Raw genomic sequence first — 21544 nt, 5'->3', positions numbered from 1 at the left:
AAGTAAGTTAGATAGCAGCCTACCACATACAACGCACATACTGAAAACCACTAACGCCTCACGGGGCTCGTTGTTCAACCCCGTCAGCACTGAAAGCAAGTTTCAGCACCGTCGGCGTTTCCTATGGTCGACGTGGCGGCGGGATTATCGGACCTCTCGCCGGTATGAATGCCTCAATTTTCTGATTGCTGATATCATGCAGCCGCCCGTAATTATCCCTGACGATTTCGGCACACCCGACCAGCTCGGCGGGTGTCAGGTTCTCATTGACCATTATTTGTTGCAGTCGATGCACAATGCCCATCAGTTTTATGTTGCTGTTCTTATGCAGCGGAATTTCACGGTGTAGTTTGTGCATTTACCAGTCTCCACCTTCAACGTGTAGCTTGTCTGAAATGAGCGCCGCTAACTCATGATTTGCGGATGAATCCCTTCCGCTATGTGTATCCCCGAGAACCAACGCGAAGCCATCGCCACCCACCGTGTAGTACTTAGCCTCTGGGAAGTGTTTACGCACCTCCTGACGCAGTTTTTCTAGCGCGGTAGAAAGACGATAAAATCGAGATACCGCAGTCGGCATAACGTCAAATAGCAGGTCTCGCGCCGTGATCATTCCTTCGCTATCTTTGATAACCTGTTTTATTTCGTCGGTGTACATGGTCATTTAATCAATCTCCATTGTTGAAAAATTGGAATACCCCGGCCACTCATCAGCGACCGCATAACTGAATTTTTTCTCGCCATATGTCACCGTTGCGCCCCGTGCCAGTACATACAGTTCCCACCGTTCCTGCGTGATACCGTGTTGTGCGAGGTCAAACCGGATGCGTGATATCTGGTCGCGCTGCGATTTAGTCAGGCGCGCTGAAGGTGCTAATTCATCCTGTTTTAACGGTGATCGGTTTCGTTGCTGCCTGTTTTGAGGTTTAGCTCCCGCCTTTAGCGCGCCCCTGAGCACCCTCACGGCCTCCGGGTCATCCCAACCAATAACCCCGGCATCAATGAGATCTAGCACCGCTGCGGCTTGCTCAGACGGTGTGGGCTGCATATCTGTGGTAGTGCCGTTGACCGGCAACCCACAGTTATTGACAGGACTCCGAGGCGCGGCGATGCCGCTTTTTAAAGTCAAAGGCTCAACGGCAACAGCCTTTGGAACGATTCGCCATTCTGATGTACGGGTGATCCGAATGTGACCCGCGCCAAGATGCGGGGCGTAAATACCGACGACTCTCTCGATATCCTCTTCATATTCGTTAACCTCATCGGTCGTGGTGCGCGCAACCCTGACGGTCTGGTCATCACGCCTGACATTCGCGCCACCCTGTGCGGCAATATAGAAATCAAACTCCCCCTCATCAGCAGCCGCGCGAGCCGCTTCAACACGCTCGTCAAAGTCGCTGGCAATGCTGACGCCGCGAGGCAGCTTTCTGAGCTCGCGATATGCGCCCATCGTCGGGATGCCAATCGGTTTAAACTGAGGGATGCGCCATGTTGACGCCCATGCGGTGACAGCTGAGGCGGTATCTTTCAGGGGTTTACCTGTGTCTTTATCGAGCTGGCCGTCAAGCGCATAGCCGTCGATATTTTTAGCGATATATTTTGCGATATAGCCAGCCGCGCCGCCTTTGTTGAGGTGTTTAGCCTCGAAGCGATTACGCGCCGCTCCGCGCTCGTTACCGTCTTCCTTCATCGCATAGCGCCGCATAATGTCGATAATCTGCTTACGCTGGCTGCGTTTGCAAAACAACATCATATGCCAGTGGGGAGTGGCATCGTGATGAGGCTCAACAACGCGCATCCCGTACACCTGCAAATCATTATCTTTGAATGCCGTGCGCATTTTGCTCCAGATGCCGCATAAATAGCGCTGACCATCTTTCGGCGTGTACGCCTCATCATTCCAGCCGTGATTAAGCTGAACGGTTTTATTCTCACCTTTCCCAACCTGACGGGTCGGGTGATATTTTGACGGCGTGGTGATGGTGATAAACATGCCAACGTCGCCGACTGATGCGGCGTAACGCTCAATACCGGCGATGGTATTCATCAGCTCCATACGACGAATTTCAGGGTTTGAAATACTCGCCATGACCTTGCTAATCAGGTCGATACGTTCGCCTGTCGCTTTATTCTCGAGCTCGCAGGATTTGAGGTATTCCAGATTAGCCAGACGGCGCGCGTGAACGTCCCGAATTGCTGTCTTGCTGGCATACGGAGAACGGTCTTTATTGACCTCACCGGCAGCAATCAGCAGGGACTCACGCCAGCGCATGCGCTGGGCTTTAAGCTGGCTGACCCACCACTCGTTATTCATCATGCGCGCGATGGCTGAGTAGGCCATACGGATGGTCATCTGACCCTTCCGGTATTTCTTCCAGTGCATCGGGGTGATGTTAAGCGCGCGCACCGCGCCAGCAAGCTGGCCGTAAAGAAACGACTGAGCACCATCGGTAAACAGCGCCTCTTTGCCTGAGCGTTCAGTGTATTCATCGCTAAGTTCTTCATACGCCATGAAAATCTGTGCAGATAATCGGGCGGCGAATTTCTTCAGCACTTTGTCATTCATGTCGGGCAGCGTTTCAAATTCATCGCGTTCGGATAAAAGCCGTATCGATTTACTGGTGTCCATCCCGTACACCTGATTAACACGCTCGAGGCGCGGCCAGAGCCGCTCTTCAAATGTTTTTTTCAGGTAAAACAGGCCATGCACCGGGCTTTTAGTGCGGCGTATGTAGTTATAACGCGAGGTAAAATGTGAGCGCAGAAAGAACGGCAGACGGTCAATTTTGAATAAAACCGCTTGCACCTGACGGAATTCGGCACGTGTAAGAGGTCTGTCGCGACCAATGGCCGCTTTTGGTTTATTCCATGGGAAAGCGCCGGTGAAGGGCTCACCGGCATTTTTGCGAAATGGTGGTGGAGGCGAAGGGGCTGCACGCCCCCGGTTCTCAACGGCCATTGTTGCAGAAAGCCGCCTGACATTGTTCGGCCACGCGCTCAACCTGTACGGCCAGCGATTCAAATGCGGTTGCGTCGCCGGTCAGAATTGTATGATGCAGCAAACCAGAAACAAGCTGGCTTAATTTCGGATAATATCCGACAGTATCAAGATATTCTTTATCGGTGTTAATCCCGGCTTTTGCGATTTTCTTCTCGCGTAAAATAAATTGAAACTGGTCACTGGTGACGACATAGCGGTCGCCTATTTCAATACGAACACCCATTAGTTAGACTCCTGATAAGATGCTTCAACAATGTTGATAATTGTGTCGGTCAACTCTTTTACTAATTTTCCGGCATCAGGATTACCCACACCAAAAATGGTTGCCTGAGCCAATGAAATAATGCGCATTTTGTTAATAACTTCTTTTGTTGCTTCACGTCTGATTTGTTCATTAGTTTTATTTGCTGACATTTCCACCCCCTTTATTTTTGAACATCGCTACACCATCAATGCAATTACGAGTAAACTCAGCGGTCAGCGTTGCCAGCTCTTCATTTGTGAAAATATCCCTACAATAAATCGCGCGCTTGACCAGCATATTCACCGAGTCAGCCACGAGGTTTAATTTATTCTGATAAATTGCGATAACAGACTGTGATGCTCCTCCTGTTTGTTTATCGTGTCGCAACTCCGCGAGCTGATAATCGCCGTTGGGCATAGCACAGATAATTAACCATTTATTAATAATCACATAATTATGAGCAGACATTAGATCTCACCTTATTAATACAAATTCTCAAAACGGAATCCCATCATCAAAGCCTGAGTCACACCGCTCGGCACGACGTCGCCGCTGTTGTTCGCGCCAAACGTACTTAACGATTTTGTTGATATCACGCGCTGACAAAGAAACGGCTGTAGCATTGGCTGGTACAAAAGAAGGTTTAGAGGCAAGGTAAAACAGATAACCAACTTCGCCGGGCGCAAAATATTCGTCTAAAACTGCCGAAATGATTTTATTTACATCAACATTAAAAACAAATAATTGCTTTTGCTTTTTAATAAAGCGCCAGCAATCAAACACCTCACAGGTATTGCTTTTATAAATAAGCTCTATTAATTCTTTCATTCCATTCTCCAGATAAAAGAATTCCCCGCGCAGTTAAGCGCGTTAAATTCACATCCAAACTAATTAATGTAAATACTGTTCAGGCTTTACCGAAGTTAATATCGTTGGTGCGTTTTCAAATAGCGCAATCAATTCACGCAGTGCGCGTAATAGCTTCTCACGCCAATAACATGACGCCTCATCGGTGCGCCAGATGGGCTGATTAAATTCTTTTTCAGTTAAACCGGCATGCATGAATAGTGCGCGGCGCTGGCTGACGGTCATTCGCCCGACGAACGTTGAGGCACTCGCCCCCATCTGACGGGATTTAGAGAAGGTATTGCGCAGCTCGTCAATCGCGTTAATCAGACGTTCGCGATCGGCGTCGTTCATTTCCTCGAGGCGCATATTTGCGTGACGCTGTTTTAACTGAGCATGAAAGCAAATTGTCAGGCGCTCGCGCTCCATCATCTGGTTATAGAAATCACAGGTATCTGACCAGCGAGGCGCGGCCAGATACTTTCCAATCAAGCCGCGAAGGGCTGCGGGTTGTTTGTCCACTATGGCAAAAGTCATAACCGTCATAACGATAACCCTCTGGATTTTATGAAACGTTTAACCATGGAAATAAATCCCGGCTTACGAGTGCGAATGATGATTCCCTTCCGCCCTTTACCATGAGTAATCTTGAACGGCATCGGGCGTTGGCTTTCGCTACGCAGTAACTGAGCAATGCAACGAGGTTCAACCATGCTTAAAGTCCCATCCATAAAAGCCAAGCGTCGCGTTGCTCAACAGGACGGTTACGAAATGCCTCACGAACACCACGGTTAAACTCAGACAAAAGCACCAATTTATCGCCAGCGCGCGCATTAGGTTTGGTTGGGTCGCGGAATTCAACAACCGGCAGCTTGTTAGCCTTAATCATTGACTCAATCGCCGATGCTGGCTTGCCCACCAATTCTGCGAACTTATCAGGGTGTACCGCTTCCAGTGGGTACTGGATCACGTAATCATTAGCTTCCATCACATACCCCTACTCTTTTCCGATGAATGACCCGTCGAAATCTCGGCGTTAAGGTCAGTTCGTGCTAGTCTCAGAGGATCCAGCCCATTACAGACCGTTCAGGAACGCTCCTGAAGGGCTGGAGTCATGCCCGAAAAGATCCTGAATCAATGACCTTTTCGGGTGAATATAGTCATTAAGTCAGGAACATGTCAAATGAATCTTGCGCAAAAACTAAGAGCGATAAGGAAAGCAGAGGGGTTTACTCAAGCAAAATTCAGCGAAATCAGCGGAATAGCGAAAGGTACGATTAAGAACTATGAGTCTGGGCAGCAGGAACCAGGAATCCAAGTAGTTTTGCAGATAACCCAGTCAAAGCTGTTTGAAAAATACACGCTATGGCTAATGACCAATAAGACAGCCCCGCAAGCTGGTCAAATCGCACCGGCCCTCGCACACATTGGGCCAGACGTAACAAAATCAGACCAATCCGAGAAACAGACTGGTTAACACTTTATAAACATTACATTTTCACTATTTGTTACCAAGATAGTGATCTATGCGCCGGAGGGCTTTCTTATGTCAATTAAGAAGCTCGATGATGGTCGCTATGAAGTGGACATAAGACCGCGCGGGCGCGAAGGACGTCGCATTCGCCGGAAGTTTGAAAGGAAAGCTGAGGCGGTCGCATTTGAACGCTATACGCTGGCAAACGCGAACCAGAAAGAATGGGCTGGACAGCGGGCAGATCGCCGCACGCTAAAAGAACTGCTGGATTTATGGTGGAAGTATCACGGCCAGAATCATGAACACGGCCAAAAGGAATTTAATCACCTGCTCAAAACTATCAGCGGGCTGGGTGATATTCCGGTTAGCAGGATGAACAAAAGAATGTTGATGGATTACCGTTCCGCAAGACTTCGCGACGGGATCAGCCCATCAACAATTAACCGGGATATGTACCGTTTTTCCGGCATGTTCACAAAGCTGATTCAGTTGGAAGAGTTTGTCGGGACACATCCAGTACATGGATTACCGCCACTGGCCGAGGCTAACCCAGAAATGACCTTCCTGGAAAAAGCCGAAATAGCCAGCCTGCTGGATGCCTTAACAGGTGATGCCCGATTAATTGCATTGCTGGGGGTTAGCACTGGTGGGAGGTGGTCAGAACTGGCAACGCTAAAACCTTCGCAGATAGCAAACTGCCGGATCACATTCCTTAAAACGAAGAACGGGAAAAAACGAACGGTCCCCATTTCGTCAGAACTGGAAAAGATGATCAGGAAGGAAGCCAGCGCGAAACTGTTTAAGGTGGATTATGAGAAATTTTGCAAAACACTGCGGATGGTCAAACCCGACATCCCGCCGAACCAAGCAACGCATATTTTGCGCCATACCTTCGCCAGCCATTTTATGATGAACGGGGGGAACATAATTGCCTTACAACAGATACTGGGACACGCCAGCATTCAACAAACGATGGTCTATGCGCATTTGTCGCCAGATTATCTGCAAAATGCTGTCACACTGAATCCGCTTGCGGGTGGAACGTCGATTTAATGTAAAACCGTCCTCAGAGTGTCCACATTGTGTCCACACTCTGGGGAATCCCAAGTCGTTCAGGTTCCTTCCAGCTTTTTGTAAGGTGCTGTTTTTGTTTAAGGTTTGATGTAAGTTATTGATAAAAAAAACCCCCACATCATGTGGGGGAAGACAGGGATGGTGTCTATGGCAAGGAAAACAGGGTTTACTACTGGGAACGTGAGTTGCTACTACTCAATAACTTCAACGAAGAACTTTTTTGCCATTGCGTCACGTCGCGCAACTGCTCCATTCTTTGTTGATGCTTCTCGTTCAAAACCGCTTGTTGCTCGGGGGTAAGCAGGCGATACATCTGGTTGCGAACTCTGGCCATTTCGACCTGTCTGGCAACCTGTGCCTGCGCCATCTTTTCTGCCTGAGCGCGTACAGCGGTTTCATCAAATTTTTCTGCAATAATAAGACGATGCATCGTCTCCATTTCGCTAACATTAACAGGCGGCTGTTCATGTCGGGCCTGTTGCATCAGATCTCGCATCTGTTGACGCTGATGTTCGGTTAAACTTATGCCGTCAAACATATGGCTTTGTACAGTGCGCGGCGCAGAGGATTCTCCCGGGTGCCAGTTATCGCCTGTAACGACTTCAGCTGCATGGCTAACGGTACTGAGTGCCAGCGTTGAGGCCATGACGGCAGCGGTAACTTTGCGCATCATTTGCTCCCAAAATCTTTTCTGTCGCGATTCAACGAGAGACAGTTTACGATTCGGGCTGCAAACATGCGTCAGGGGGTGTAAAACAACGTAAAGTCATGGATTAGCGACGCCTGATGACGTAATTTCTGCCTCGGAGGTACTTAAACAATGAATAAAATCCTGTTAGTTGATGATGACCGAGAGCTGACTTCCCTTTTAAAGGAGCTGCTCGAAATGGAAGGCTTCAATGTGCTGGTTGCCCACGATGGGGAGCAGGCGCTTGAGCTTCTGGACGACAGCATTGATTTACTTTTGCTTGATGTCATGATGCCGAAGAAAAACGGTATCGATACGCTGAAAGCGCTTCGCCAGACACACCAGACCCCCGTGATTATGCTGACCGCCCGCGGCAGCGAACTGGATCGCGTACTCGGCCTTGAGCTGGGCGCGGATGACTATTTACCGAAACCGTTTAACGATCGCGAACTGGTCGCGCGTATCCGCGCGATTCTGCGCCGTTCACACTGGAGCGAACAGCAGCAAAGCAGCGATAACGGCTCACCGACGCTGGAAGTAGATGCCTTAAGCCTTAACCCAGGCCGCCAGGAAGCCAGCTTTGATGGCCAGACGCTGGAGTTAACCGGCACCGAATTCACCCTGCTCTATCTGCTGGCGCAGCATCTCGGCCAGGTAGTATCGCGTGAGCATTTGAGCCAGGAAGTGCTGGGTAAACGCCTGACGCCTTTCGACCGCGCCATCGACATGCATATCTCCAACCTGCGGCGCAAACTGCCGGAGCGAAAAGACGGGCATCCGTGGTTTAAAACCCTGCGTGGTCGCGGCTATCTGATGGTTTCGGCTTCATGATAGGAAGCTTAACCGCGCGCATCTTTGCCATCTTCTGGTTGACGCTGGCACTGGTGTTGATGTTGGTACTGATGTTACCCAAGCTCGACTCACGCCAGATGACCGAGCTGCTGGACAGCGAACAGCGCCAAGGGTTAATGATTGAGCAACACGTTGAAGCTGAACTCGCGAACGATCCACCCAACGATTTGATGTGGTGGCGTCGCTTGTTCCGTGCGATTGACAAGTGGGCGCCGCCTGGACAGCGATTATTGCTGGTGACCACAGAAGGACGCGTGATCGGCGCTGAACGCAGCGAGATGCAGATCATTCGTAACTTTATTGGTCAGGCGGACAACGCCGATCATCCGCAGAAGAAAAAGTACGGTCGCGTCGAGATGGTTGGGCCCTTCTCCGTCAGAGATGGGGAAGATAACTACCAGCTTTACCTGATTCGCCCGGCCAGCAATTCCCAATCCGATTTTATCAACCTGCTGTTTGACCGCCCGCTGTTGTTGCTGATTGTCACAATGTTAGTCAGTTCCCCACTGTTGTTATGGCTGGCGTGGAGTCTGGCGAAACCGGCGCGTAAGTTGAAAAACGCGGCGGATGAGGTGGCTCAGGGGAACCTGCGTCAACATCCGGAACTGGAAGCCGGCCCGCAGGAGTTCCTTGCCGCAGGCGCCAGTTTCAACCAGATGGTGACCGCGCTGGAACGCATGATGACCACGCAGCAGCGTCTGTTGTCAGACATCTCACACGAACTGAGAACCCCACTTACGCGTCTGCAACTCGGCACCGCGCTGTTGCGTCGCCGTAGCGGCGAAAGCAAGGAACTGGAGCGTATTGAAACCGAAGCGCAGCGTCTGGACAGCATGATCAACGATCTGCTGGTGATGTCGCGCAATCAGCAGAAAAACGCGCTGGTCAGTGAAACGATGAAGGCCAATCATCTGTGGGGCGAGGTGCTGGATAACGCCGCCTTTGAAGCCGAACAGATGGGTAAATCACTCACGGTGAATTTCCCGCCGGGACCGTGGCCGCTGTACGGTAACCCGAACGCGCTGGAAAGTGCGCTGGAAAACATCGTCCGTAACGCCCTGCGCTATTCGCACACGAAGATTGAAGTCGGCTTCGCGGTGGATAAGGACGGTATTACGATCACGGTGGATGATGATGGCCCTGGCGTCAGCCCGGAAGACCGCGAGCAGATTTTCCGCCCGTTCTATCGTACTGACGAAGCACGCGATCGCGAATCCGGCGGTACTGGTCTGGGTCTGGCGATTGTGGAAACTGCCATTCAGCAGCATCGCGGCTGGGTGAAAGCCGAAGACAGTCCGCTGGGCGGCTTACGTCTGGTTATCTGGCTACCGTTGTACAAACGTTCGTAACGGATTGTGCCGGATGGCGGCGTAAACGCCTTATCCGGCCTACACATCTCCACGAACAGTAGGCCTGATAAGCGCAGCGCCATCAGGCATCGCATTATCCCCACAATCTCCGCGAATTATCCTCGATTGTGCCGCTCAGTCGACGCTTTTGCATCGTTCGCGTCCAGCTCTTCGACAGCCCCGCCGCTGACAATAATCGGTGATATTGTTCATCATCAAAAGGCATATGCCAGGCAATGGCGGCAGCCTCCTGCACGCTGACGTCGCTAACGCGGGAGATCAGCTCCAGCGGCGCATCGGCAGACACCAGGCCCGGCGCAATCACGCTGCACAGCCAGCCCGTTTTACCACTGTTCTGCATCAGGCTTGCCATGTCGCTGATACCAAAGTGAAAATTGAGCTTAAAGCACGGTGAACGCGGCTGCGTAACCTGAATCAGCGCCTCGCCCCAACGGAAGATATCGCCGATATAGACATTGTGTTCCGTCAGACCATCGGTAGAAAGGTTCTCGCCAAAAGCCGGGGCCACGAATTGATCTGCCTGCTCCGGGAACTCCCGCGCCCAGTACAGATAATGCTCGCGTGGATAGTGGCACAGCGCGCGATCGGGCCCGCCGTGGATTTTCGTTTCCGCCTGTTCATCGCCTTCCAGGCCCAGTTCCGTCAGCATCAGTTCGCCATCAACCTGAATTTTGCCAATCGCACTGGGGCGGCTCCCCGCGTAGTCCTGAATCTTGCCGCTGAATACCGCTACTGGATATCGCATCTGGTCCCTCTCCCCGATAAATTTGCCCTATTTAACCACAATTATTTTACCTCAACCGCGCAAAATGAGAGCAAGGTTCACACGACGCGCAAATATACATGATATCTATGGAATGGATTTTGAAACGCCATTTCATAATAAGGAGTCAACAACGTGACAGGTCAAACGCAGTTTGCTGGCGTCTGGTGCCCCTCCATTACGCCAATGGATCAGGATGGTAATATCGATCTCAACGGTCTGAGCCAGCACCTTCAGCGCCTGACTGAGGCAAAAATCGACGTGATTTTGCTGATGGGCAGTATTGGGGAGTTCGCTTCCTTCACCCTCGACGAACGCTTGCTGTTGATTCGCGAGGCGCGCGCCATGAGCCCGCTGAAGATGGTGGCTAACGTTTCCTCAACCTGCATCCACGATGTATTACGGATGGCGCAGGAAGCGTATCGCACAGGCTACGATGCAGTGATGGTTCTGCCGCCGTATTACTACGGTCAAACGCCGAAGCAATTGCTGAGCTACTTCCGCCAACTGGGGCAAGCGCTCAGCGGCAAATGGTTCGCCTACAACTTCCCGCCACGCACCGGCAGCGACTTAACGCCGGATCTGGTCGCCCAGCTTGCCAGCGAGTTCCCTGACTTTGCCGGGGTCAAAGATACGGTCGACTGCCAGTCGCATACCCGTAGAATGATCGAAGCAACCCAGGCCGTGCGTGACGATTTTGCCGTACTCTCAGGTTATGACGAGTATTTCATTCCCAACCTGCTGGCTGGCGGTGCGGGGATTATCTCCGGACTCAATAACGTCATGCCGGAGCTGTTTGTTAGTGCGCGTGAAGCGTTCAAGGCCGGTGACCTGGCGACCCTGCGCGACATTCAGCAGAAAATTGGCGTCTATATGTCGATTTATGCCATCGGCGAAGATTTCGTCACCACCATCAAGACAGTGGTATCGCGGAAGTTTGGCTATTGCACTGGGGTTTCTCGTAATGCGGGCGGCGAGTTAAACGAACATGACTGCCGGACGATTGATGAGGTGTTTGGTCGTTAAAAGACAAGGCCTGGTGAGATTCACCAGGCCTTTTTATGATGCAAAAAAAGCCGGATAAGCGCAGTGCTATCCGGCATTATTGTTTTATTTTACAGCATGTTGTATTTCGATTGCTGCTGCTTTCGCTTTGACCTTCTTCGACCAGACTGAGGTGATAATCGGCACAAGGATTGACGTCACAATCACCGAGGTTGCCACCAGCGAGGTTGCCGCTGGCGCCATCGGTTTAAACGCCGGCACCATTTCCGCGATCAGAACGGGTGTCGCCACCGCAGCACCGGCTGAGCTGGAAGCGGCAATCCCTGCCGTACCGTCGCCGCCGCCAATCAGTTTATCGGCAATAATCAACGGAATACCGGTCACGATAATAACTGCCACACCCAACAGAATGCCCAACAGACCGGTCTGCGCAATCACGCTCAGGTCGATGGTGTTACCCAGCGCAAAGGCGAAGAAGGGGATCAGCGTCTGTACCGCTTTACTGAAGAACTCGCGCAGTTCAGGGTCCAGGTTACCCAGCGTGAAGCCCACCAGGAATGGCAGCACCGCACCGACAAAGACATGCGGTTCAAACGACGCAATCCCGGCCGTACCGAGGATGATCATCGTCATCAACGGGCCCGATTCCAGTGACATCAGGACAAATGCCCCGGCCTCTTCTTTGGTGCCGTACTGCTGCATAATTGACGCGTACAGCCCGCCGTTGGTCATGTCCATTGCCGCAACCAGCGCCAGTGTCGACAGCCCGGCAAAGAATCCGACTTCCACGCCATGTTCAGGGATAATCCGCGAGGCAATCGCCGCCACTACCCACGCTACCGCAATTTTGGTCACCACCAGCGTTCCGGACTTACGCAGGACGGTCCCCGTCGCGCTCAGTTTGATGGAGGCCCCCATGCAGAAGAACCACACGGCCAGAATGGGCACCGTGCCAGTGATCATCCCGTTGGTGAATGAGCCAAAATATTTCCCCGCGTCGGGAGAGAACGTGTGACACAACGCGCCCAGGAACAGAGGGACGAGCATCATGCCGCCAGGGATTTTTTCTATCGTGCGTTTAATCTGCATTTCCATCACCTTCCGATGTAAAGATGTGTCAACGATAGACATTCAGCACAATAATAAAAGTGATCCCAACCACACAACGAAACAATGTTTCATTTTTTGTGGATCGGTGTTTTTGATTTGATTTTGATCACAAAAAAAACCCCACCGGCCGCGCCGACGGGGTTATAAAAACGCTACTTCTTGTTAAATAAGACTTATTTTTTCGCCGCGAAACGCGCAGCCGCTTCGTCCCAGTTCACCACGTTCCAGAACTCTTTGATGTAGTCCGGACGACGGTTCTGGAATTTCAGGTAGTAAGCGTGTTCCCACACGTCCAGACCCACAATCGGGAAGCCGGAAGCGCCAGAAATCGCTTCACCCATCAGCGGGGAATCCTGGTTTGCGGTAGAAACGACCGCCAGTTTGTCGCCTTTCAGCACCAGCCAGGCCCAGCCAGAACCGAAACGGGTTGCTGCGGCTTTTTCAAACTCTGCTTTGAAGTTATCAACAGAGCCGAAATCACGTTCGATAGCCGCTTTCAGATCGCCCTGCAGGGTGGTGCCCTTTTTCAGGCCTTTCCAGAACAGGCTGTGGTTAGCGTGGCCGCCCGCGTTGTTACGCAGAACGGTTTTTTTGTCGGCCGGTACCTGATCCAGTTTAGCGATCAGCTCTTCAGCAGACAGGTTAGCGAATTCAGGCAGACTTTCCAGCGCCGCGTTGGCGTTGTTTACATAGGTCTGGTGGTGTTTGGTATGGTGGATTTCCATCGTCTGCTTATCGAAGTGCGGTTCCAGCGCATCATAAGCGTACGGCAGGGATGGCAGTGTATAACTCATATTCATCTCCATTATTGTCGAGCGGCCGGGTGTTAACGCCGCGTAAGCAGTTGGTTCATTATAGTTAATTAAATGATATTGAAAATGATTATCAATGCCGTACTTTTACTAAGGTTATTACCTTTGCGTCTATTACTGATTATGTGAGCCATATCACCCACTTAACCGGGTCTTTGCCAGAAAGGGAAAATCGCGGCAATCGCCAAAAGGTTATACATCTGCGCAATTTTTAAACTCATTACGTCGGAAGGGTAGACACGACGATAAAAACAATGAGGATGATGTAATGAGTAACGCGATTACGATGGGTATTCTTTGGCATTTGATAGGTGCGGCCAGTGCAGCCTGTTTCTATGCCCCGTTCAAACAAGTCAAACAGTGGTCATGGGAAACCATGTGGTCGGTCGGTGGGATTGTCTCCTGGCTGATTTTACCCTGGACTATCAGCGCCATGCTGCTGCCCAACTTCTGGGCCTACTACAGTTCTTTCAACCTCTCCACTCTGCTTCCGGTGTTCCTGTTCGGCGCAATGTGGGGCATCGGTAATATCAACTACGGCCTGACCATGCGCTACCTCGGCATGTCGATGGGGATTGGTATTGCCATTGGCATCACGCTGATTGTCGGTACGCTGATGACCCCTATCATCAACGGCAACTTTGATGTGCTGATTAACACCGAAGGCGGGCGGATGACGCTGCTCGGGGTGCTGGTTGCGCTGATTGGCGTCGGGATTGTCACCCGCGCGGGCCAGCTCAAAGAGCGCAAAATGGGTATCAAAGCCGAAGATTTCAACCTGAAAAAAGGGCTACTGCTGGCGGTGATGTGCGGCATTTTCTCCGCAGGCATGTCGTTTGCGATGAACGCCGCAAAACCGATGCATGAAGCGGCCGCAGCGCTGGGTGTAGACCCGCTGTATGTCGCGCTGCCAAGCTACGTGGTGATCATGGGCGGCGGCGCGCTGGTCAACCTGGGCTTCTGTTTTGTTCGTCTGGCAAAAGTGAAGAACCTGTCGGTAAAAGCCGACTTCTCACTGGCAAAATCGCTTATCATCACCAACGTACTGCTGTCCGCGCTGGGTGGCCTGATGTGGTATTTACAGTTCTTTTTCTACGCCTGGGGCCACGCGCGCATTCCGGCGCAATATGACTACATCAGTTGGATGCTGCACATGAGTTTCTACGTGCTGTGCGGGGGTATCGTCGGTCTGGTGCTGAAAGAGTGGAACAACGCCGGGCGTCGTCCTGTCAGCGTACTGAGTCTGGGATGCGTGGTGATCATCATCGCCGCCAACATTGTCGGTCTGGGCATGGCAAGCTAATCATTTGGGTTACTGAGATGACGCCACTGACTGGGCGTCATCCCGGTTTCCCGCGTGAACACCACAGAAAAGTAGTTACTGTCCTCAAATCCACACTTCATCGAAATTTCACCGATCATCAGACGGCTGTGCTGAAGAAGATATTGCGCATGACAGACGCGCACCTGCCGCTGATACTGGTTAATCGTCATCCCGGTCTGGCTACGAAACTGCTGGCGCAGTACGCGTTCACTGCACGCCTCCTGGCAGCAAAAGGTATCCAGCGCAAACGGACGCTCCAGACTGGCGGCCAGCGCGGTAATCAGTTTATCCAGCAACGTTTCACTGGAGGTTGCCGGCAGCGTGTCGGTGGCATAGCGATGGCGCTTCAGCGTCATCACCAGTTGGCCAAAGAGCAGCTCCGCCATCTCGTTGGCGAGCGGATCGTGGTGGCTACTTTCATGCTCAATCTGGCTTATCACCTGGCGCGCCTGCGTCATTCCAGCGCTACCCAGCCGCCAGTGCGGTTGCCGCGGTGTGCCGTTAAACCCCGGAATCGCACTCTCCCAGCCCAGATTCAGCTTTAGCCGCTCCGGACAATAGATAATGTTCTGCAACACGAGGTCATTAACGGAAGTATAGGAGTGCTTGTCTTCGGCTCGAATGTAAAACAGATCGCCACGGGTGATGCGATAGGGACGGCCATTCAGCACATGCAGACCATTACCGCGCCAGACAATCACCAGCTCACAGAAATCATGCGTATGTTCGGCGAACACATCCTGCGGATAGCGATCGGCAACGGCGACGGCCTGTCCGGCATTCGCAAAGAAGTCGTCTTTTAGAAGAATCAGTTGATTCGCCACCAGAATATTCCTTGCCGGATGGCGGCTTCGCCTTATCCGGCCTACAAATTACGTAAACACGTAGGCCGGATAAGACGCCATCGCGTCGCCATCCGGCATCACAGATCGATGATTATCAGCAATTTGGCGGCGAAAAACGTTGATAGTATTCGCGTTACTGAAGCAACGCATCCCGTCCCTGGCGGATGTCGCGCGGCGACCAGTCAAACTCGCGGCGAAACAGGGTCGAAAAGTGGTTACTGTCGCCGAAACCGCAGCGATAGGCGATCTCCGTAACGCTTTCATCGCTATGTCGCAACAGATGGCGGGCCTTGATTAAGCGCAGACGGTTGAGATAGCGCTGCGGCGTCAACCCGGTCTGTTGTTTCAACTGGCGGTGCAATGTGCGCAGGGACAGCGAGAACCTGTCGGCCAGCGCCTCCCAGCACACTTCCTCCGCAAAATGATCTTCCAGCCAGGCCATCAGATGATTCAGGCGCGCATCGTTATTTTCCGCCCCTTCCATCAGGCTGCTTTTGCGTAACAGCACCAGCAACTGCATAAACAGAATTTCGCGATTGGCCACGCCGGGAAGATCGCTCTCATCGCCATCCAGCTCCATTTTTGCCACCAGTTGACGCACCTGTTGCAGCGCGCTCTGATTCACCCGCCAGTGGGAGGGGTACACGCCATCCTGTTCCTGCGGCAACAGTTGATCCAGTCCGGCCAGGAAGCGAAACGCATCGGGCGAGCGATAGAGCACATTGGTCAGGCAAAGATTATCCGTATGTTCATACAAGTGCCGGTCATGGTCGCGGACAAAGCAGACCGTACCGCCGCTGATGGTATAGGGCTGTCCATTAAACACATGAATACCGGTGCCATGCTCCACAATCACAATCTCATGAAAATCATGATGATGCTCTGGAAAAGCGGACTGAGGCAGCCGGGGCTCAATGGCCACGGGCGCTTTACCTGATGGAAAAAAATCCACGCTGTGCAGTACGGTCATGATGGCATCCGGGTCAAATGAACATGTCAGAAATAGTAATTAAGGGTTAGCCACCTCACCTTAAATTTTTGACACGAAAGCGTGCAAACAAGGTCAATTTTTCAAGAAAGGACGGGAAAGATCCGGAAATGCGGACGGCGTCACATCAGGGGGCATCGCGCTTATTACCGGAAACTGTGAACGTTATCACGTTCACCTTTGCTTTCTTGCCAGCGCCCAATTTTGCCTGTCAGTAACAAGAAGGTGAGCCATAGCGAGGTTTTCTAGACTGGGCTTAATGAAACTCAGAAGGACCTCACTATGACTTTTCGCCATTGTGTCGCTGTCGATCTTGGTGCCTCCAGCGGACGCGTAATGCTGGCGCGCTATGACGGTGAACAGCGCACCCTGACGCTGCGTGAAATTCACCGCTTCGTTAACTGCCTGCAAAAACAGGACGGTTTCGACACATGGGATCTCGACAGCCTCGAAGACGCCATCCGCCTGGGCCTGGAAAAAGTCTGCGATGAAGGTATCCGCATTGACAGCATCGGTATTGATACCTGGGGCGTGGACTATGTCCTGCTCGATAAGCAAGGCCAGCGCGTCGGGCTACCGGTTTCCTACCGTGACAGCCGCACCGCGGGAGTGATGCTGCGCGCACAGGAACAGCTCGGTAAATGCGCCATTTATCAACGCAGCGGGATCCAGTTCCTGCCGTTCAACACGCTTTACCAGTTGCGCGCACAGATTGAACAACAGCCGGAGCTGGTTGCGCACGTCGCGCATGCCCTGCTGATCCCCGACTACTTCAGCTTTCGTCTGACCGGGGAATTGAACTGGGAATACACCAATGCCACCACCACGCAACTGGTGAATATCAACAGCGACGACTGGGATGAGACGCTACTGGCGTGGACAGGGGCGGACAACGCCTGGTTTGGTCACCCCACGCATCCGGGCAACGTGATTGGTTACTGGATTTGCCCGCAGAAGAATCAAATCCCGGTGGTGGCCGTCGCCAGTCATGACACCGCCAGCGCGGTGATCGCCTCGCCGCTGGCCGACAAACACAGCGCGTATCTCTCATCCGGCACCTGGTCGTTAATGGGCTTTGAAAGCAGAACGCCTTACACCAACGACGCCGCGCTGGCCGCGAATATCACTAACGAAGGCGGTGCAGAAGGACGTTATCGGGTACTGAAAAATATCATGGGGCTGTGGCTGTTACAGCGCGTGCTGAAAGAGCGTCAGGTGGACGATCTGTCCGCGTTGATTGCCGCCACGCAGTCACTGTCCGCTTGCCGCTTCCTGATCAACCCGAATGACGATCGCTTTATCAACCCCGCCAACATGAGCGCCGAAATTCAGGCCGCCTGCCGCGAGTCCGGGCAACCGGTGCCCGACAGCGACGCGGAACTGGCCCGCTGTATTTTCGATAGCCTGGCGCTGCTGTACGCCGATGTATTGCAGGAGCTGGCGATGCTGCGCGGCGAGTCCTTCCGTCAGTTGCACATTGTCGGCGGGGGCTGCCAGAACGTCCTGCTGAACCAACTTTGCGCCGATGCCTGCGGTATCCGCGTCATCGCAGGCCCTGTTGAAGCCTCCACGCTCGGCAACATCGGTATCCAGCTGATGACGCTGGATGAACTGACCAACGTCGATGACTTCCGCCAGGTGGTCACCGCCAACGACAGCCTGACCACGTTTATCCCCAATCCTGACAGTGAGATTGCCCGCTATATCGCGCAATTTCATTCAAAACGACAGACAAAGGAGCTTTGCGCATGACCACTCAACTGGAACAAGCCTGGGAACTGGCGAAACAACGCTTCGCCGCAGTAGGTATTGATGTCGAGGAGGCTCTGCGCCAGCTCGATCGTCTGCCGGTCTCGATGCACTGCTGGCAGGGCGATGACGTAGCCGGTTTCGAAAACCCGGAAGGGTCGCTCACCGGCGGTATTCAGGCCACCGGCAACTACCCGGGTAAAGCGCGCAATGCCGCTGAGCTACGCGCCGATCTGGAACAGGCGCTCAGCCTGATCCCTGGCCCCAAACGCCTGAATCTGCACGCCATCTATCTGGAATCCGCGACCCCGGTCGCCCGCGACAAAATCAAACCGGAGCACTTTAAAAACTGGGTGGAGTGGGCAAAAGCGCATCAACTCGGTCTGGATTTTAATCCGTCCTGCTTCTCGCATCCGCTGAGCGCGGACGGTTTCACGCTGGCGCACGCCGACGACAACATCCGCCAGTTCTGGATCGATCACTGCAAGGCCAGCCGCCGCGTATCCGCTTATTTTGGTGAGCAACTGGGCACGCCGTCGGTGATGAATATCTGGATCCCGGACGGCATGAAAGATGTCACCGTGGACCGCCTGGCCCCGCGCCAGCGTCTGATGGACGCGCTGGATGAGGTCATCAGCGAAAAACTGAACCCGGCGCACCATATTGACGCCGTCGAAAGCAAACTCTTTGGTATCGGCGCGGAAAGCTACACCGTCGGCTCCAACGAGTTCTACATGGGATACGCCACCAGCCGCCAGACTGCGCTGTGCCTCGATGCCGGCCACTTCCATCCTACTGAAGTGATCTCCGATAAGATCTCCGCCGCCATGCTGTACGTGCCGCGTCTGCTGCTGCACGTGAGCCGCCCGGTGCGTTGGGACAGCGACCACGTGGTGCTGCTGGATGATGAAACCCAGGCGATTGCCAGCGAGATCGTACGCCACAACCTGTTCGACCGCGTCCATATCGGTCTCGACTTCTTTGACGCCTCTATCAACCGCATCGCGGCATGGGTCATCGGCACCCGCAACATGAAAAAAGCGCTGCTGCGTGCCCTGCTGGAACCGACCGAACATCTGCGCCAACTGGAAGCCAGCGGCGATTACACCGCGCGTCTGGCGCTGCTGGAAGAACAGAAATGCCTGCCGTGGCAGGCGGTATGGGAGATGTATTGTCAGCGCCATGACACGCCCGCAGGCAGCCAGTGGCTGGAGAGCGTTCGCGCCTATGAGAAAGAGATTCTGAGCAAACGCGGTTAACACATTATTGCCGGATGGCGCTGCGCTTATCCGGCCTACTGACACACTCAACATCGTAGGCCCGATAAGACGCATTGCGTCACCATCCGGCAATAAATGAAACACGAATGCCGGATGGCGCTGCGCTTATCCGGCCTACTGACACACTCAACACCGTAGGCCCGATAAGCGCAGCGCCATCGGGCATTTACTAAGACAGGTACATCTTTTATGCAAAACATTCTCGACGCCTGGTTTGTCCAGGGAATGATTAAAGCCACCTCCGATGCCTGGCTGAAAGGTTGGGATGAGCGCAACGGCGGCAACCTGACGCTGCGCCTCGACGACGCGGACATCGCTCCTTTCAGCGCCGACTTCCATCGTGCGCCGCGCTACATTGCTTTGAGTCAGCCAATGCCGCTGCTGGCGAACACGCCGTTTATCGTGACTGGCTCCGGTAAATTCTTCCGCAACGTACAACTCGATCCCGCCGCCAATTTAGGCATCGTGAAAGTGGACAGCGATGGCGCGGGCTACCACATTCTATGGGGGCTGGCGAACGACGCGGTGCCCACCTCTGAGTTGCCGGCACACTTCCTGTCGCACTGCGAGCGCATCCAGACCACGCAAGGTAAAGATCGCGTGATCATGCACTGCCACGCCACCAACCTGATCGCCCTGACCTATGTGCTGGAAAACAGTACCGCGCTTTTCACCCGCAAACTGTGGGAAGGCAGTACTGAGTGTCTGGTGGTCTTCCCGGATGGCGTGGGCATTCTGCCGTGGATGGTGCCGGGCACCGACGAGATCGGCCAGGCCACCGCGCAGGAAATGCAGAAACATTCGCTGGTGCTGTGGCCGTTCCACGGTGTATTCGGCAGCGGCCCGACGCTGGATGAAGCGTTTGGGCTGATCGATACCGCCGAGAAGTCCGCCGAAGTGTTAGTCAAAGTGCTGTCGATGGGCGGTATGAAGCAAACCATCAGCCGCGAGGAACTGATTGCGCTGGGTAAACGCTTTGGCGTCACCCCGCTCGCCAGTGCATTAGAACTGTATTGATAACAACATCGCGCCCCGCTCACTGAGACGGGGCGAACTCTGTCACCTGCAAATTCAAACCATTCCCTATGGGAATCTACATCATGTGGAGTAAAAGCAATGAAAATAAAGACAAGCTTGATCCTCACCGTTGCCGCTCTGGCGTTGTCCGGTTCCGTTTTAGCTGAAGTGAAAATCGCCCTGGTGGCGAAGTCGTTAGGTAATGGATTCTTTGAAGCCGCAAACGTCGGCGCACAAGAAGCTGCCAAAGAGATCGGTGATGTCAAAGTGATCTACACCGGTCCCACCACGACCACCGCAGAAGCACAGATCGAAGTGCTGAACGGCCTGATCGCCCAGGGCGTCGATGCGATCGCCATCTCTGCCAACGATCCCGATGCCGTCGTGCCCGTATTGAAAAAAGCGATGCAGCGCGGGATCAAAGTGGTCTCATGGGATTCCGGCGTAGCGCCTGCGGGTCGGCAGATCCATCTTAATCCGTCGAATAACGCGCTGATCGGCGAAACCAACGTCAAGCTCGCTGCCGATGCGCTGAAAGCACTGAACGTGGAGAAAGGCGATGTGGCGATCCTGAGCGCCACCCCAACGTCGACCAACCAGAATATCTGGATTGCGGAGATGAAAAAGGTGCTTGCACAGTATCCCTCCGTCAACCTGGTGACCGTGGCCTATGGCGACGATCTCTCTGACAAGAGCTACCGTGAAGCGGTGGGTCTGCTCAAATCTTACCCTGACCTGAAAGTGATCGTCTCCCCGTCTTCCGTCGGCATTGTCGCTGCGGCGCAGGCGGTGAAGGATCAGGGAAAAATTGGCAAAGTGTATGTGACCGGCCTCGGTTTGCCGTCTGAAATGGCGGGCGCGGTGAAGTCGGGCGCGACGAAAAGCTTTGCGATCTGGAACCCTATCGATCTGGGCTATGCGGCAACGTATCTGGCGGACGATCTGGTCAAAGGCACTGCCAGCAAAACCGAAGCCAATATGGGGAAACTGGGTAAAGTGCAACTGGATGCCGATGGCAATGGCGCGATGGCTAAGCCATTCGTCTACGATGCCAGCAACATTGATAAGTTCTCAAAAATCTTCTGATCCCAGGGTCACGCCG

Annotated in this window: 25 protein-coding genes; 10 read left to right on the top strand and 15 right to left on the bottom strand. The window is 53.2% G+C overall.

Features of this window, described 5'->3' with window-relative positions:
• Window positions 1-121 precede the first annotated feature (121 nt).
• The 9 genes from F384_RS21325 to F384_RS21285 form a co-directional block, all read right to left on the bottom strand.
• Complete coding sequence (locus F384_RS21325) at window positions 122-358, bottom strand: hypothetical protein (protein ID WP_046493329.1); 237 nt, start codon at window positions 356-358, stop codon at window positions 122-124.
• Window positions 359-664, bottom strand: a complete 306-nt coding sequence (locus F384_RS21320; protein ID WP_052746970.1) for a hypothetical protein — start codon at window positions 662-664, stop codon at window positions 359-361.
• On the bottom strand, window positions 665-2959 hold the full coding sequence (locus tag F384_RS21315; protein WP_046493327.1) for a replication endonuclease: 2295 nt from the start codon (window positions 2957-2959) through the stop codon (window positions 665-667).
• On the bottom strand, window positions 2949-3224 hold the full coding sequence (locus F384_RS21310; RefSeq protein ID WP_046493326.1) for a DUF5405 family protein: 276 nt from the start codon (window positions 3222-3224) through the stop codon (window positions 2949-2951). The genes F384_RS21315 and F384_RS21310 overlap by 11 nt, the downstream gene beginning before the upstream one ends.
• Window positions 3224-3415 (bottom strand): hypothetical protein, encoded by a 192-nt coding sequence (locus F384_RS21305; RefSeq protein WP_046493325.1) that lies wholly within the window; start codon window positions 3413-3415, stop codon window positions 3224-3226. The genes F384_RS21310 and F384_RS21305 overlap by 1 nt, the downstream gene beginning before the upstream one ends.
• Window positions 3402-3713 (bottom strand): DUF5405 family protein, encoded by a 312-nt coding sequence (locus F384_RS21300; protein WP_046493322.1) that lies wholly within the window; start codon window positions 3711-3713, stop codon window positions 3402-3404. Before F384_RS21300 ends, F384_RS21305 begins: the two co-directional genes overlap by 14 nt.
• Window positions 3714-3740: 27 nt before the next feature.
• Complete coding sequence (locus F384_RS21295) at window positions 3741-4073, bottom strand: hypothetical protein (RefSeq protein ID WP_046493320.1); 333 nt, start codon at window positions 4071-4073, stop codon at window positions 3741-3743.
• 63 nt (window positions 4074-4136) lie between these two features.
• Entirely contained in the window at window positions 4137-4637 is a 501-nt protein-coding gene (locus F384_RS21290) for a hypothetical protein (RefSeq protein ID WP_046493317.1), read from the bottom strand.
• Between the two features lie 169 nt (window positions 4638-4806).
• Window positions 4807-5079, bottom strand: a complete 273-nt coding sequence (locus F384_RS21285; protein WP_046493313.1) for a Cox family DNA-binding protein — start codon at window positions 5077-5079, stop codon at window positions 4807-4809.
• Between the two features lie 195 nt (window positions 5080-5274).
• Here F384_RS21285 and F384_RS21280 point away from each other — a divergent pair, with 195 nt between their 5' ends.
• Together F384_RS21280 and F384_RS21275 are read left to right on the top strand one after the other, a co-directional pair.
• Window positions 5275-5568, top strand: a complete 294-nt coding sequence (locus tag F384_RS21280; protein ID WP_046493310.1) for a helix-turn-helix domain-containing protein — start codon at window positions 5275-5277, stop codon at window positions 5566-5568.
• A gap of 69 nt (window positions 5569-5637) precedes the next feature.
• Entirely contained in the window at window positions 5638-6618 is a 981-nt protein-coding gene (locus F384_RS21275) for a tyrosine-type recombinase/integrase (protein ID WP_046493307.1), read from the top strand.
• 190 nt (window positions 6619-6808) lie between these two features.
• Here the strand turns inward: F384_RS21275 and cpxP are convergent, their stop codons facing one another.
• Window positions 6809-7309 (bottom strand): cell-envelope stress modulator CpxP, encoded by a 501-nt coding sequence (cpxP, locus tag F384_RS21270; protein WP_046498482.1) that lies wholly within the window; start codon window positions 7307-7309, stop codon window positions 6809-6811.
• A gap of 150 nt (window positions 7310-7459) precedes the next feature.
• On the opposite strand from cpxP, the gene cpxR reads away from it, so the two are divergent.
• Both cpxR and cpxA read left to right on the top strand, forming a co-directional pair.
• Window positions 7460-8158, top strand: a complete 699-nt coding sequence (gene cpxR, locus F384_RS21265) for an envelope stress response regulator transcription factor CpxR (RefSeq protein WP_001033731.1) — start codon at window positions 7460-7462, stop codon at window positions 8156-8158.
• Window positions 8155-9528, top strand: coding sequence for an envelope stress sensor histidine kinase CpxA (cpxA, locus tag F384_RS21260; RefSeq protein ID WP_046493226.1), 1374 nt, complete (start codon window positions 8155-8157; stop codon window positions 9526-9528). Before cpxR ends, cpxA begins: the two co-directional genes overlap by 4 nt.
• A gap of 94 nt (window positions 9529-9622) precedes the next feature.
• Here the strand turns inward: cpxA and yiiM are convergent, their stop codons facing one another.
• Window positions 9623-10294, bottom strand: coding sequence for a 6-hydroxyaminopurine reductase (gene yiiM, locus F384_RS21255; protein WP_046493224.1), 672 nt, complete (start codon window positions 10292-10294; stop codon window positions 9623-9625).
• A gap of 153 nt (window positions 10295-10447) precedes the next feature.
• Here yiiM and F384_RS21250 point away from each other — a divergent pair, with 153 nt between their 5' ends.
• Complete coding sequence (locus tag F384_RS21250) at window positions 10448-11338, top strand: dihydrodipicolinate synthase family protein (RefSeq protein ID WP_046493223.1); 891 nt, start codon at window positions 10448-10450, stop codon at window positions 11336-11338.
• A gap of 84 nt (window positions 11339-11422) precedes the next feature.
• On the opposite strand, the gene kdgT is transcribed toward F384_RS21250, so the two are convergent.
• Together kdgT and sodA are read right to left on the bottom strand one after the other, a co-directional pair.
• Window positions 11423-12406 (bottom strand): 2-keto-3-deoxygluconate transporter, encoded by a 984-nt coding sequence (kdgT, locus tag F384_RS21245; protein ID WP_046493220.1) that lies wholly within the window; start codon window positions 12404-12406, stop codon window positions 11423-11425.
• 194 nt (window positions 12407-12600) lie between these two features.
• Window positions 12601-13221 (bottom strand): superoxide dismutase [Mn], encoded by a 621-nt coding sequence (gene sodA / locus F384_RS21240; protein WP_044257452.1) that lies wholly within the window; start codon window positions 13219-13221, stop codon window positions 12601-12603.
• Between the two features lie 286 nt (window positions 13222-13507).
• Here sodA and rhaT point away from each other — a divergent pair, with 286 nt between their 5' ends.
• Complete coding sequence (gene rhaT / locus F384_RS21235; RefSeq protein WP_046493218.1) at window positions 13508-14542, top strand: L-rhamnose/proton symporter RhaT; 1035 nt, start codon at window positions 13508-13510, stop codon at window positions 14540-14542.
• Here the strand turns inward: rhaT and rhaR are convergent.
• Entirely contained in the window at window positions 14539-15387 is an 849-nt protein-coding gene (gene rhaR / locus F384_RS21230) for an HTH-type transcriptional activator RhaR (RefSeq protein ID WP_046493216.1), read from the bottom strand. The two genes, rhaT and rhaR, sit on opposite strands and share 4 nt — an antisense overlap.
• A gap of 154 nt (window positions 15388-15541) precedes the next feature.
• The gene (rhaS, locus tag F384_RS21225; protein ID WP_046493214.1) at window positions 15542-16378 is read right to left on the bottom strand and encodes an HTH-type transcriptional activator RhaS; all 837 of its coding nucleotides are present in this window, start codon (window positions 16376-16378) and stop codon (window positions 15542-15544) included.
• Between the two features lie 300 nt (window positions 16379-16678).
• Here rhaS (F384_RS21225) and rhaB point away from each other — a divergent pair, with 300 nt between their 5' ends.
• From rhaB to rhaS (F384_RS21205), 4 genes are all read left to right on the top strand, one after another.
• Window positions 16679-18148: a rhamnulokinase gene (gene rhaB / locus F384_RS21220; RefSeq protein ID WP_046493211.1), complete on the top strand. Its 1470-nt coding sequence runs from the start codon at window positions 16679-16681 to the stop codon at window positions 18146-18148.
• Entirely contained in the window at window positions 18145-19404 is a 1260-nt protein-coding gene (rhaA, locus tag F384_RS21215; RefSeq protein ID WP_046493208.1) for an L-rhamnose isomerase, read from the top strand. Before rhaB ends, rhaA begins: the two co-directional genes overlap by 4 nt.
• A 210-nt stretch (window positions 19405-19614) precedes the next feature.
• On the top strand, window positions 19615-20442 hold the full coding sequence (gene rhaD, locus F384_RS21210; protein ID WP_046493205.1) for a rhamnulose-1-phosphate aldolase: 828 nt from the start codon (window positions 19615-19617) through the stop codon (window positions 20440-20442).
• 99 nt (window positions 20443-20541) lie between these two features.
• Window positions 20542-21528, top strand: a complete 987-nt coding sequence (gene rhaS, locus F384_RS21205; RefSeq protein WP_046493201.1) for a rhamnose ABC transporter substrate-binding protein — start codon at window positions 20542-20544, stop codon at window positions 21526-21528.
• The last annotated feature ends 16 nt before the right edge of the window (window positions 21529-21544 follow it).

This window comes from Citrobacter amalonaticus Y19 (genome assembly GCF_000981805.1).
GTDB classification, from domain to species: domain Bacteria; phylum Pseudomonadota; class Gammaproteobacteria; order Enterobacterales; family Enterobacteriaceae; genus Citrobacter_A; species Citrobacter_A amalonaticus_C.
This window is presented reverse-complemented; position numbering and strand designations above follow the sequence as displayed.